Origin of the sequence: Actinomadura parmotrematis, from assembly GCF_019458805.1 — a bacterium.
GTDB classification, from domain to species: Bacteria; Actinomycetota; Actinomycetes; order Streptosporangiales; family Streptosporangiaceae; genus Spirillospora; species Spirillospora parmotrematis.
Genome location: NZ_JAIBOA010000013.1, coordinates 49,099 through 62,964, shown reverse-complemented (window position 1 = coordinate 62,964; position 13,866 = coordinate 49,099). Strand labels below are relative to the sequence as shown.

4 protein-coding genes are annotated in these 13,866 nt (G+C 78.6%); 3 read left to right on the top strand and 1 reads right to left on the bottom strand.

Annotated elements, in window-relative coordinates; all coding sequences use genetic code 11:
* Positions 1-133 precede the first annotated feature (133 nt).
* Positions 134-1,933 (bottom strand): RelA/SpoT family protein, encoded by a 1,800-nt coding sequence (locus tag K1Y72_RS20570; protein WP_258573039.1) that lies wholly within the window; start codon positions 1,931-1,933, stop codon positions 134-136.
* A 347-nt stretch (positions 1,934-2,280) separates the two neighbouring features.
* Between K1Y72_RS20570 and K1Y72_RS20565 the strand changes: the two genes are divergently transcribed.
* The 3 genes from K1Y72_RS20565 to K1Y72_RS20555 are packed head-to-tail and all read left to right on the top strand — an operon-like array spanning position 2,281 to position 13,861.
* Positions 2,281-9,138 (top strand): type I polyketide synthase, encoded by a 6,858-nt coding sequence (locus K1Y72_RS20565; protein ID WP_220168025.1) that lies wholly within the window; start codon positions 2,281-2,283, stop codon positions 9,136-9,138.
* Positions 9,135-13,574, top strand: a complete 4,440-nt coding sequence (locus K1Y72_RS20560) for a beta-ketoacyl synthase N-terminal-like domain-containing protein (protein ID WP_220168024.1) — start codon at positions 9,135-9,137, stop codon at positions 13,572-13,574. Before K1Y72_RS20565 ends, K1Y72_RS20560 begins: the two co-directional genes overlap by 4 nt.
* Positions 13,571-13,861 (top strand): acyl carrier protein, encoded by a 291-nt coding sequence (locus tag K1Y72_RS20555; protein ID WP_220168023.1) that lies wholly within the window; start codon positions 13,571-13,573, stop codon positions 13,859-13,861. The genes K1Y72_RS20560 and K1Y72_RS20555 overlap by 4 nt, the downstream gene beginning before the upstream one ends.
* Positions 13,862-13,866 lie beyond the last annotated feature (5 nt).

The window sequence follows — 13,866 nt, the reverse complement described above, 5'->3', positions numbered from 1 at the left end:
ACGTTCTCGATCTGGTCGCACTGATGATCTTCCCGGTGGCGGCGGCGCCAATCAGGCACGACGGTCACCGGCCGGCGCCCGGCCCGCACCAGCCGCACCGCGACCGAGCCGCGATCGACTCCAGCGGGGGCGGTCAGCGGGCGGTGAGGCGGGCCACCAGGTCGGCGAGGCCGACCGCGCCGGCGTCCAGCGCCGCGTACAGCTCGTCGACCTCCAGGAACCCCAGGTCGCGGGCGACGGCGAGGGCGGCGCCGCGCGCCTCGGCGCCGAGCAGGTCCAGGCGCCCGGCGAGCGCCCGCGCCAGCCGGTCGCGGCCCGCCGCGGCGGCCCGCTCGGCGCCGTCGGCGGCGAGGACCCGCGCCAGGTGGACGCGGGCGGGCGCGGTGACGGCGAAGTCCAGCCAGCCGGGGGAGGGGGCGGCCCGCGGGTCGGTCAGCACCTCGACCAGGCTGCCGTCGCGGACCTCCGCCGACAGCGGCGACGGCCGCCCGTTCACCAGCGCGCCGATGCTGTGGTCGCCGGTGTCGGTGCCGAGCGCGTAGGCGACGTCCAGGGCGGTCGCGCCCGGCGGGAGCGGGATGATGCTGCCGCAGGGGGTGTAGACGGTGAGGCCGCCGTCGGCGAGGTCGGCGCGCAGGCTGTCGAGGAACCCCTCGGAGGGGGCGTCGGCCTGCCAGGCGAGGAGCCGCCGCAGCCAGTCCAGGTCGCGGCGCCCGGTCGCGGCGCCCGCGGCGGCGCCGTCCCCGGCGGCCGCCCTGATGTGGGCGACGATGCCGTGCTCGGCGACCGGGTGCATCGCGCGGCTGCGCACGATGACCTCCATGGGGTCGCCGGCGGGCGCGATGACGCGGGTGTGCAGCGACCGGTACAGGTTGTGCTTCGGCATCGCGATGTGGTCGACGAGCCGCCCGGCGATCGGGTGCAGCGCGGCGTGGACGGCGCCGAGCGCGACGTAGCAGTCCTGCTCGGCGCCGTCCACGACGAGCAGCAGCCGCGCGACCTGGCAGGGGCGCAGGCCCGCCAGGTCGCCGCCGGTGGAGGTGTGCACCGCGTACAGGTGCGAGACCCGCACCGTCACCTCGGCGGCGACGCCCTGCTCGGCGAGCGCGGCGCGGACCCGGGCGACGGCGGGCGCGAACACCGCGGGCGCCTCGCGCAGGGCGGCGTCGACGGCGTCGCGGGTCGCGGCGTGCGCCTCGGGGGCACTGGCGGCGAACGCCAGGTCGTCCATCTCGCGTTTCAGCACGTGGATGCCGAGCCGGTCGGCGAACGGGACGAACAGCTCGTGCGAGGCGCGCGCGATCCGGGCCCGCTTGTGCGGCGGCTGGTAGCCGAGGGTGCGCAGGTTGTGCAGCCGGTCGGCGAGCTTGATGACCAGGACCCGCAGGTCCGCGGCCGCCGCCAGCACGATCTTGCGGAACGTCTCGGCCTCGGCGCGGCCGCGCCAGCGGTCGCCGTCCAGCTTGGTGAGGCCGTCCACCAGCGCGGCGATCTCCTCGCCGAAGCCGGCGCGCACCTCGGCGAGGGTGTAGGGGGTGTCCTCGACGGTGTCGTGCAGCAGCGCGGCGACCAGGGTGTCGGTGTCCAGGCCGAGCCCGGCGAGGATGGTGGCGACCGCGAGCGGGTGGGTGATGTAGGGGGCGCCGGACTTGCGGAGCTGGCCCCGGTGCATGCGCTCGGCGACGGCGTAGGCGCGCAGCAGCGCCGCCCCGTCGGCCTGCGGGCAGGCCGCCCGGTGCGCGGCGAGCAGCGGCGCGACGGCGGCGGGGACGGGGTCGGCGGCCCGCCCGGCCGCGCCGACCAGCCGGTACAGGGCCCGCCGCGGCGGGACGCGGGGGCGGGCGCGCCGGGCCGGTGCGGGGCCGCCCGGAGCGGCGGCCCCGGGCGGGCCGGGGGCCGTGCAGGGTCTGTCCGCCGGGTTGAGTGTCGTCATCGCGCCACCTGGCAGCCTTCCCGGTAACCCTTCCGTTACCGGTTGTAACCGTCATTATGCGCGACGCCCCCGGGGAACGGGCCGCGGGGGCCTCGGGCGGCGCGCGGGGCGGCGCTCGCGGGCGTCCGGCCCGCCCCCCGCCCGGCGCAGGTCAAGGGAGGTTCGAGGGACCTTCCCGGCTGCCCCATGCGCGCCGCCCCTGGTGTGTCGCCTCCGCGGTCGCGTCGTCACCGCTCGTAGTGTGTCGCAGCGTCGCGGACCGCGGGCCGCGCGCCAGGGTTCAGCAGGGTGCAGGAAGCCGTCCGGGAGGGTCGCCCGGGCGGTCGACGACGTCGAGGGGCAGTGCGATGACGGCTGGGGCCGGTTCGGGCGGGGCGAACGGGATCGGCGGCCGGGACGGGCGCGCGCACCCCCCGGAGGTCATCGGCGTCACCCCCTTCGGCCGCCCCGCCGCGCACCTGGCCGTCGCCGTCGCCCGCGCGGGCGGCCTCGGCGTCCTCGACCTCGGCACCGACCGCACCGAGGCCCTCGACGCCCTCGCCGACGTCGCCCGCTGGTGGGACGGCCCGTTCGGCGTCCGCGTCCCGGCCGGCTGCCGGGTGCGCCCCGACGAGCTGCCGGACGCCGCCGCGACCGTCCTCATGGACGCCGCGATGCTCCGCCCCGACGCCGCGCTCGCCGATGCCGCCGCGTTCGCGCGTGGCCGCCGCCTGCTCGTGGAGATCGTCGACCCGCGGGAGGCCGCCGCCGCGCTCGGCCTCGGCGCCCGCCTCGCCGCCGAGGGCGGCGCCGGGCCCGCCGGCCTCGTCGCCCGCGGCTGCGAGGCGGGCGGCCGCGTCGGCGACCTCACGACTTTCGTCCTCCTCCAGCACCTGCTCGGCGACCCCCGCGTCGACGTCCCCGTCTACGCGGCGGGCGGCATCGGCCCGCACACCGCCGCCGCCGCCGTCGCGGGCGGCGCGGCGGGCGTGGTCCTGGACGCCCAGCTCGCGCTCGTCCGCGAGATGGAGCTGCCCGCCGACGTCACCGCCGCGCTCACCGCCATGGACGGCGGCGAGACCCGCGTCGTCGAGGGCCACCGCCTCTACACCCGCCCCGACCTGCCCGACGTCGACCTGTCGTGCCTGGACCTCGCCGACATCAACGCCCGCCTCGGCGCCACCGGCCTGCACGCGAAGCTCCTGCCGGTCGGGCAGGACGGCGCGCTCGCCGCCGCCCTCGCCGGCCGGTACAAGACCGCCGGCGGCGTGGTGCGCGCCGTCCGCGACCAGATCGCCGCGGGCATCGCCGCCGCCGTCCGCGCCGAGCCGCTCGCCGTGCGGGACGGCGGCGCCCGTCCCGTCGTGCAGGGCCCGATGACGCGCGTCAGCGACCGGCCGGCGTTCGCCGCCGCCGTCGCCGGGGAGGGCGGCCTGCCGTTCCTCGCGCTGTCGCTGATGAAGGGCGGCGAGGCCCGCGAGCTGCTGGCCGAGACCGCGAGCCGGCTCGGCGGCCGGCCCTGGGGCGTCGGCCTGCTCGGCTTCGCCCCCGCCGAGCTGCGCGAGGAGCAGCTCGCCGCGGTGCTGGAGGCCCGCCCGCCCTACGCCCTCATCGCCGGCGGCCGCCCCGCGCAGGCCGCGCCGCTGGAGGACGCCGGCATCACCGCCTACCTGCACGTGCCGTCGCCGGGCCTGCTGGAGCGCTTCCTCGCCGAGGGCGCCCGCGCGTTCGTGTTCGAGGGCCTGGAGTGCGGCGGCCACGTCGGCCCGCGCGCCAGCTTCCCGCTCTGGGAGGCGCAGGTCTCCCGGCTGCTGGACTTCGCCGACGCCCGACCGGGCGCGGCGGCGGAGATGTCGCTGCTGTTCGCGGGCGGGATCCACGACGAGCGGTCGGCCGCGATGGTCGCCGCGCTCGCCGGGCCGCTCGCCGAGCGCGGCGCCGACGTCCGCGTCCTCATGGGCACCGCCTACCTGTTCACCGCCGAGGCCGTCGCGGCGGGCGCGATCCTGCCCGGCTTCCAGCGCGCCGCCGTCGAGTGCGACGGCACCGCCCTGCTGGAGACCTCGCCCGGCCACGCCACCCGCTGCGCCCGCACCCCCTACGTCCAGACGTTCGAGGCCGCCCGCCGCGAGCTGGAGGAGGCCGACGTCCCGCGCGCGGAGATGTGGCGGCGGCTGGAGGAACTGAACCTCGGCCGCCTCCGCATCACCAGCAAGGGCCTCCGCCGCGACCCGGGCGCCCCCGGCGACGGCCTCGCCGTCGTCAGCCCCGACGAGCAGCGCCGCGAGGGCATGTACATGATCGGGCAGGTCGCGGCGCTGCGCTCGGCGACGACCTCCGTCGCCGGCCTGCACGCGCAGGTCACCGGCGGCGCCACCGCCTTCCTCGCCGCCCGCGCCGGCGTCCTCGGCATCGACGCGGGAGCGCCCGCGGCGGGCGAGGCCGCGCCGGTGGACGTCGCCATCGTCGGCATGGGCTGCGTGTTCCCCGGCTCGCCCGACGCCGACGCGTTCTGGGCCACCGTCGTGTCGGGCGCCGACCGCGTCACCGAGGTCCCCGCCGACCGCTGGGATCCCGCGATCTACTACGACCCGGCCGCCACCCGCGCCGGCGCGGGCGAGCGGACCCCGTCCAAGTGGGGCGGCTTCCTGCCCGACATCCCCTTCGACGCCCTCGCCTACGGCATCCCGCCGAACTCGCTCGGCAGCGTCGAACCGGTGCAGCTCCTCGCCCTGGAGGTCGCCACCCGCGCCCTGAAGGACGCCGGGTACGCCGACCGGCCCTTCGACCGGTCCCGGACGTCGGTGGTGTTCGGCGCCGAGTCCGGCACCGACCTCGCCACCGCCTACAGCACCCGCGCGATCCTGCCCGGCTACTACGGCGAGGTCCCCGCCGGGCTGGACGCCCAGCTCCCCCGGCTGACCGAGGACTCCTTCCCCGGCGTCCTCACCAACGTCATCGCGGGCCGCATCGCCAACCGGCTCGACCTCGGCGGCGCCAACTACACCGTGGGCGCCGCCTGCGCCGCGTCCCTGGCCGCCCTCGACGCCGCCTGCAAGGAGCTGACCGCCGGGACCAGCGACATGGTGCTGTGCGGCGGCGCCGACCTGCACAACGGCGTCCACGACTACCTGCTCTTCTCCTCGGTGCACGCGCTGTCGCCGCGCGGCCGCTGCGCCACCTTCGACGCCGGCGCCGACGGCATCGCGCTCGGCGAGGGCGTCGCCTGCGTCGTCCTGAAGCGCCTCGCCGACGCCGAGCGCGACGGCGACCGGATCTACGCGGTGGTGAAGTCGGTCGCCGGGTCCAGCGGCGGCCGCGACCTCGGCCTCACCGCGCCGCGCGTCGAGGGCCAGCGCCTCGCCCTGGAGCGCGCCTACGCCCGCGCCGGGGTGTCCCCGGCGGACGTCGGCCTGGTCGAGGCGCACGGCACCGGCACCGAGGTCGGCGACCGCACCGAGCTGGCCACCCTCACCGAGACCTTCACCGCCGCGGGCGCCCGCCCCGGCAGCGTCACCGTCGGGTCGGTGAAGTCGCAGATCGGCCACACCAAGTGCGCCGCCGGGCTCGCCGGGCTCGTCAAGACCGCCTACGCGCTGCACGCCGGCGTCCTGCCCGGCACCCTGCACGTCACCGAGCCGAACAAGGCGTGGAAGGCCGCGACGAGCCCGTTCGCGTTCGGGCGCGGCGCGCGGCCGTGGGCGACCCCGCCCGGCGAGCGGTACGCGGGGCTGTCGGGGTTCGGGTTCGGCGGCGCCAACTTCCACGCCGTCCTCGCCGGGTACGACGGCGCGCCCGAACCCGTCTCCGGCCTCGCCGAGTGGCCCGCCGAGCTGTTCCTGATCCGCGGCGCCGACCGCGCCGCCGCGCGCGCCGAGCTGGACCGCCTCGCCGCGCTCGCCGCGCCCGGCGCCCGCCCCGGGGGGCCGCGCCTCCGCGACCTGGCCCGCACCTTCGCGACCGGCGGCGCGCCCGTCCAGGTCGCGATCGTCGCCGACGACGTCGACGACCTCGCCGCCAAGGCCGAGGCCGCCCGCTCCTTCACCGCCGGGCCCGGCGTCTTCGTCGCGTCGCCGGACGAGGCGGGGCAGGTCGCGTTCCTCTACCCGGGGCAGGGCAGCCAGCGGCCCGGCATGCTCGCCGACCTGTTCGTGGCGTTCCCGCGCCTGCAGCGCCTGCTGCGCCTCGCGGGCGGCGCCTACGCGCCCGTCATGTTCCCGCCCGCCGCGTTCGGGCGGGCCGAGGCCGACCGGCAGCGCGCCGCCGTCACCGACACCCGCGCCGCGCAGCCCGCCCTCGGCATCGCCGGCCTCGCCGTCCACCGGCTGCTGACCGAGCTCGGCGTCCGCCCCGACCTCGCCGCCGGGCACAGCTACGGCGAGCTCGTCGCGCTCTGCGCCGCCGGGGTGTTCGGCGAGGACGACCTCGTCGCGCTGAGCGCCGCCCGCGCCGAGGCGATCCTCGGCGCCGCCGCCGCGCGCGGCGACTCGCACGAGGACCCCGGGTCGATGGCCGCCGTCGCGGCGTCCCTGGACGAGGTCCGCGCCGCGATCGCCGAGGTGTCGCAGGTCGTCGTCGCCAACCACAACGCGCCCCGCCAGGTCGTGATCTCCGGCGCCACCCCGGCGCTGGAGCAGGCCCTCGCCCGGCTCGCCGAGGCGGGCGTCAGCGCCCGCCGCCTCCCGGTCGCGTGCGCGTTCCACAGCCCGCTCGTCGCGGGCGCCGCGACGCCGCTCCGCACCGAGCTCGCCGCCCGCGACCTGCGCTCCCCGGCGTTCCCGGTGTGGTCCAACACCACCGCCGCGCCCTACGACAGCGACCCCGCCGAGCTCGCCGCGACCCTCGCCGGGCAGGTCGCCGCGCCCGTCCGGTTCGTCGAGCAGATCGAGGCCATGTACGCCGCGGGCGCCCGCGTCTTCGTGGAGGCCGGCCCCGGCCAGGTGCTCACCCGCCTCGTCGGCGAGATCCTCGGCGACCGGCCGCACACCGCCGTCGCCTGCGACGCGCCCGGCGAGGGCGGCGTCCGGCGGCTGCTCCTCGCGCTCGCCGAGCTCGCCGCCGCCGGCGTCCCGGTGGACGCGCTGCCGCTGTTCGCCGGCCGCGACGCCGCACCCGTCAGCGCCGCCCGCCCCGCGCCCGGCTGGGTCGTCAACGGCCACCTGGTGCGGCCCGCGGGCGGCGGCCACCTCGACAACGCGCTGCGGCCCGCCGAGCGGGTCGCGCCGCCCCCGGGAGGAACCATGGGCGACCAGGCCCCGCAGGACGCCGCGTCCGCCGCCCAGCAGGCGGTGCTGGAGTACCTGCGCACCAGCCGCGAGCTCGTCGCCGCGCAGCGCGACGTCGTCCTCGGCTTCCTCGGCGCCACCGCGCCCGCCGCGGCGGCGCGGGTGCCCCTGCCGCCGGCGGCGCCGGTGCCCGTCCCGGCGCCGGTCCCGGCGCCCCGGCCGGTCGTCGCGGGCGAGGTCGTGGCCCCGGCCCCGGCGTCCGCGCCGCCCGACGTCCGCGCCACCGTCCTGGCGGTCATCGGCGGCCGGACCGGCTACCCCGAGGCGATGCTCGGCGACGGCCTGGACCTGGAGGCCGACCTGTCCATCGACTCGATCAAGCGCACCGAGATCATCGGCGCGCTCGCCGACCGCCTGGACCTGGCCCCGGCGGGCGCCTCCCCGGACGAGGACCTGGTGGAGCGGCTGGCCCGCATCAAGACCATCGGCGAGCTCGTCGCCCACCTCGCCGGCGACCCCGCCCCCGCCCCCGCCGCCGCTGCCCCCGCCGCGCCGCCCGTCCCCGAGGGCGCCGGGCCGCCGGCCGTGGCGCCCGTCCGGCAGGTCGTGCGGATCGCCGACCTGCCCGCGCTGCCCGAGCCCGAGCCCGCGCCCGGACTGTTCGCGGGCAAGCGCATCGTGATCGTGGACGACGGCTGCGGCGTCGCGCTGGAGCTCGCCGCGCTGCTGGAGGCGCAGGGCGCCGAGGTCCGCGTGCCGCTGGAGCCCGACGGGCCCTGCGACGGCCTCGTCCACCTCGCCGCGCTCCGCCCCGGCGGCGGGCCCGTGCTGCCCGGCGCCTACGCCGGCATCCGCGACACGCTCGCGATCGGGCCGCGGTGGCTGCTCCTCGCCAGCGGCGCGGGCGGCGCCTTCGGCCACCGCTACGACGGCGGCGCCGGCGACCCGACGCCGGGCGCGGGCCTCCGCGGCCTCGCCCGCACCCTCGCCCTCGAATACCCGGGCACCCGCGTCCGCGCCGTGGACCTGGACGTCAAGGACAGCCCGCGCGCGCTCGCGCTCCGCGTCCTCGCCGAGCTGCTGGACGAGGACGGCCCCGTCGAGGTCGGCTACGAGGGCGACCGGCGCCGCACCCTCGCCGTCGCGCCGGCCGCGCTCGCCGACGACGGCCGCCCGCTCGCGCTCGGATCCGGCGGCGTCGTCCTGCTGACCGGCGGCGCCCGCGGCATCACCGCCCGCGTCGCGCTGGCGCTCGCCCGCACCACCGGCTGCCACGTCGAGCTCGTCGGCCGCACCCCCGAGCCCGGCGCCGAGGACCCCGCCCTCGCGGGCGCCGCCGACGAGGCCGCGCTCCGCCGCGCCCTGCTGGACCGCGGCGCCGGGACGCCCGCCGAGATCGAGGCGGAGATCCGCCGCACCCGCGCCGCCCGCGAGGTCCGCGCGACGCTGGAGGCGCTGCGCGGCGCCGCCGCCTCGGTCACCTACCACGCCGCCGACGTCCGCGACGCCGCCGCCGTCTGCGCCGTCATCGACGACGTGTACGCCCGGCACGGCCGCCTCGACGGCGTCGTGCACGGCGCCGGGCTGGTGGAGGACCGCCTCGTCCGCGACAAGGACCCCGCGTCGTTCGACCGCGTCTACCGCACCAAGGTGGACGGCGCCCGCTCGCTGGCCGGCGCGGTCCGCTCCGACCTCGGCTTCTTCGTGGTGTTCGGCAGCGTGTCGGGCGTCCACGGCAACCGCGGCCAGGCCGACTACGCCGCCGCCAACGACGCCTGCGACACCCTGGCCCGCGTCTGGCGGACCGAGCTGCGCGGCCGCGTCCTCGTCGCCGACTGGGGCCCGTGGGCGGGCGGCGGCATGGTCTCGCCCGACCTCGCCCGCGCCTACGCCCGCCGCGGTATCGCCCTGCTGGACCCGGACGCCGCCGTCGCCGCGCTCCTCCGCGAGATCGCCGCGGGCGACGAGCCGCAGGTCGTCCTCACCGGGGCCGGCGCGTGAGCGTCCCGATCGCCATCGTGGGCGTCGGGGCGGTGTTCCCCGGGGCCGGGTCGGCGGGCGAGCTGTGGCGGAACGTGCGGGCCGGCGTGGACGCGATCAGCGACGTGCCCGCGCACCGCTGGGATCCGGAGCTGTACTACGACCCCGAGTCCTACCGGGAGCCGCGCAGCGACCGGTTCTACTGCCGGCGCGGCGGGTTCGTCGACGACCTGGCGACGGTCGACCCGGCCGCGTTCGGCATCCCGCCGAACGCGGTGGCGGGCATGGAGCCCGACCAGCTCCTCGCGCTCCGCACCGCCGCCGAGGCGATCGCGGACGCGGGCGGCGAGGCGCGGCTGCCCGACCGGGAGCGGATCGGCGTCGTCATCGGGCGCGGCGGCTACATCACGCCCGGGGTGTCGCGGTTCGACACCCGGGTGCGGACCTCGCACCAGCTCGCCGGGATCCTCGCCGAGCTGCTGCCCGAGCTCGGCGCGGGCCGCGTCGAGGAGATCCGCCGCGCGTTCTGCGACCGGCTCGGCCCCGACGGCGCCGACGACCCGGCGGGCCTCGTGCCGAACTTCGCCGCGTCCCGCATCGCCAACCGCTTCGACCTGCGCGGCCCCGCCTACACCGTGGACGCCGCCTGCGCGTCGTCGCTGGTCGCGGTCGAGCAGGCGGTGCGGGCCCTGCGGTCGGGGGAGTGCGACGCGATGCTGGCGGGCGCGGTGCACCACGCCCACCACGCCACGGTGTGGAGCGTGTTCAGCCGGCTGCGGGCGCTCAGCCCGAGCGGCCGGATCCGCCCGTTCGACCGGTCCGCCGACGGCACCCTGCTGTCGGAGGGCACCGGCGTGGTGCTGCTGAAGCGCCTCGCCGACGCCGAGCGCGACGGCGACCGGATCCACGCGGTGATCCGCGGCGTCGGGTCGTCCAGCGACGGCCGCGCCGCCGGCCTCATGAGCCCGCTGGTGGCGGGCCAGGTCCTCGCCGTCGAGCGCGCCTGGCGGGACGCCGGCCTGGACCCGGCGGCGCCGGGCGCGGTCGGGCTGGTCGAGGCGCACGGCACCGGGACGCCGGCGGGCGACGCGGCCGAGCTCGCCACCCTCTGCCGGGTGTTCGGCGCGGACGGCGCGCCGCTGGCGGTCGGCACCGTCAAGTCGATGATCGGGCACGCGATGCCGGCCGGCGGCATCGCCGGGCTGATCAAGGCGGCCTGCGCGCTCCGCGACGCGGTGCTGCCGCCGACGCTGCACGTCGAGGACCCGCACCCGGCGATGGCCGGCACCCGCCTCCGCACGCTCGCCGAGGAGGCCGCGTGGGAGGCGCCGGACGGCGCGCCGCGCCGCGCCGCCGTCAACGCCTTCGGCTTCGGCGGCGCCAACGCGCACGTCGTCCTGGAGGAGCCGCCCGCCGCGCGCCGCCCCGCCCGCCGCCCCGCGCGCCGCCATGCCCCCTCCCTCGGCGCGGACGAGCCGGTGCTGCGCCTGTCCGCCGCCACCCCCGACGACCTCGCCGCGCTCCTCGCCAGGGACGACGCGCACCTCATCGCGCTCGCCGGCGCCGAACCCGACGGCGGGCCGTGCCGCCTCGCCGTCGCCGGCCCGACGCCGCGCAAGCTCGACCTCGCCCGCACGATCGTGCGGCGCGGCACCCCGTGGCGGGGCCGCGGCGACGTCTGGTTCACGCCGCGGCCGCTGCTCGCCGCCGGCGGCCGGATCGCGTTCCTGTTCCCCGGCTTCGAGCCGGCGTTCGCGCCGCGCGTCGACGACGTCGCCGACCACTTCGGCCTGCCCCGCCCCGCCCTCACCGGCCGGACCGACCTGCTCGGCCGCGCCGCCGACGTCATCGCCGTCGGCCGGCTGCTGGCCCGCGCGCTCGCCGCCGCCGGCGTCGAGCCCGACGTCGCCGCCGGGCACAGCCTCGGCGAGTGGACCGCGATGATCGTCGCCGGGATGTACCCCGAGGGCGCCGCCGAGGCGTTCCTCGCCGCCCTCGACGACGACTCCCTGGACGTCCCGGACGTCGCCTACGGCGCGCTCGGCTGCGGCGCCGACCGCGCGGCCGCGGCCGCCGCCGCGCACCCCGGCGTCGTCGTCTCGCACGACAACTGCCCGCACCAGTCGGTCGTGTGCGGGCCGCCCGCGCAGGTCCGCGCGCTGCTCGCCCGGCTCGCCGCCGAGGGCGTCCTCGGGCAGGAGCTGCCGTTCCGGTCGGGGTTCCACACCCCGATGGCCGAGACCTACCTGGCGTCGGCGCACCGCTCGTTCGAGGAGCTGCCGATCGGGGAGCCGCGGGTGCCGCTCTGGTCGGGCACCACCGCCGCGCCGTTCCCGCCGGGCGCGGACGAGGTGCGCGCCCTCGTCGTCCGGCACCTGCTGGAGCCGGTCCGGTTCAGCGCGCTCACCGAGGCGCTGTACGGCGCCGGGGTGCGGGCGTTCGTGCAGGTCGGGCCGGGCAGCCTCACCGGCTTCGTCGGCGACCGGCTCGCCGGCCGCGAGCACCTGGCGATGGCCGCCGGCTCCCCGAAGCGCACCGGGATGGCGCAGCTGCGCCGCGTCGTCGCCGCGCTGTGGGTCGAGGGCCACGGCCCGGCCCCAGCGCCGGTCGCGCCGGTCGTGCCCGCCGCCCGCAGGGGCGGGGGCCGCCCGATGCGGCTGGACCTCGGCGCCCCGCTCGTCCGCCTGGACGGCGCGGTGCCGCCGCTCCGCTCCCTCGGCCCGGCGCCCGAGACCCCGCCGGCCGCCGGCGTGGACCCGGTGATCGCCGAGCTGGACGCGCTGCTCCGCGACGCGACGACCAGCGCGCGCACCGTCCTCGACGCGCTGGCGAGCGGCGGCCCGGTGCGGCTGCCGACGCCCGCCGAGGCCGCCGTCCCGCGCGCGCCCGTCACCGAGCTCACCACCTCGCGGGTGTTCTCGCTGGAGTCGATGCCCTACATCGCCGACCACTGCCTGGTCCCGCAGCGTGCGGGCTGGCCCGACGCCTCGGACCTGTTCCCCGTCGTGCCGCTCACCACGCTGCTGGAGGTGATGGCCGAGGCGGCCCGGGAGCTGTTCCCCGACCTCGCCGTCATCGGCTTCGAGCGGGTCCGCGCGCTGCGCTGGCTCACCGCTGACCCGCCCACCACCACCGACGTGCACGCCGCGCTCGTCCCCGACAGCGGCGGCGGCGACAGCGACGGTGTTCGCCGCGTTCAGGCCACCATCGTCGGGCACACCGAGGGCACCGTTCTGCTCGCCGAGCACTACCCGGCGCCGCCCGCCCCCGATGACAGCCCGCTGACGGGCGAGGGCCCGCCCGCGGTCACCGCCGAGCGCTTCTACGCCGAGCGCTGGATGTTCCACGGCCCCCGCTATCAGGGCGTCACCGAGATGCGGTCGCTGGCCTCCGACGGCCTGCGCGCCGTCCTGACGTCGCTGCCGACGCCGGGCGCCCTCCTGGACAGCGCCGGGCAGCTCTGCGGCCACTGGATCCAGGTCTACGGCGACAAGGACCAGACCGTCTTCCCGATCGGCATCGAGCGCGTCTCCTGGTACGCGCCGCCCCCGCCCGCCGGCGAGCGGCTGGAGGCCACGGTGCGCAACCGGTCGATCTCCGACACCGCGCTCCGCTGCGACGTCGAGATGGCCGATCCGCGCGGCCGCGTCCTCGGCCGCGTCGAGGGCTGGACGACGCACCGCTTCCACACCGACGAGCTCGTCTGGCGGATGCGGTTCACCCCGGAGGTGTCGAGCGTCGGCGAGCCGCAGCCCGAGGGCTGGACGCTCGCCCGCCGCCGCTGGAACGGCGCGTCCTCTCGCGACCTGCTGATGCGCCAGTACCTGAACGCCGCCGAGCGCGCCGCCTACCGGGCGCTGCCGCCGCGCGCGCAGGGCCCGTTCCTGCTCGGCCGCATCGCGGCCAAGGACGCGGTGCGGCACTGGCTGTGGGAGCGCGGGCACGGCCCGCTGTTCCCCGCCGAACTCACCGTGTTCAACGACGAGGCGGGCCGCCCGGGAGTCAGCGGCCCCTTCGACGACCCGGTGACCGTCTCGATCGCGCACACCGCTGAACTCGGCGTCGCGCTGGTGCGCGGCGCCGGCGAGCCCGCCGGGATCGACGCCGAGATCGTCGCCGACCGCGGCACCGCCGTCGAGGACGCCGCGTTCGGCCCCGGCGAGCACGCGCTGCTCGCCGCGCTGCCCGGCGGCCGCGACGAGGCGGTCACCCGCCTCTGGACGGCGAAGGAGGCCGCCGCCAAGGCGGCCGGGACGGGCCTGCGCGGCCGGCCCCGCGATTTCACCGTCACCGCCGCCGAGCCCGGCCGGCTGGTGGTCGCCGCGCGCGGCACCGTCACGACCGTCCGGTCGCGGCTGGTCGGCGGCCACGTCGTGACCTGGACGGTCGCGGCGGACCGGCCCGGCGCGCCGGACGCGCCCGGCACCACCGAGGACATGGGGGGGAACAGAGGATGACAGAGGGACAGGACGTGCTCGGCGAGGTCGTCGCGATGCTCGTCGAGGTCGTCGGCGAGGACTTCCTGCTGGACGTCGAGGTCGGCCCGGACACCACCTTCAACCGGGACCTGGCGCTGGAGAGCATCGAGTTCGTCGCGCTCGCCGAGAAGCTCCAGGGCCGCTACGGCGACCGCGTCGACCTCCCCGCGTTCATCGCCGGGATGGACCTCGACGAGATCATGAACATGACGGTCGGCGACCTGGTCGCCCACATCGGGTCGCGGCTCGGCGCCGCGGCGGTCTGACCGGC

Coding starts and splice junctions, on each gene's coding strand:
- K1Y72_RS20570 (WP_258573039.1), bottom strand. CDS start 1,933: ATGACGACACTCAACCCGGCGGACAGACCCTGCACGGCCCCCGGCCCG.
- K1Y72_RS20565 (WP_220168025.1), top strand. CDS start 2,281: ATGACGGCTGGGGCCGGTTCGGGCGGGGCGAACGGGATCGGCGGCCGG.
- K1Y72_RS20555 (WP_220168023.1), top strand. CDS start 13,571: ATGACAGAGGGACAGGACGTGCTCGGCGAGGTCGTCGCGATGCTCGTC.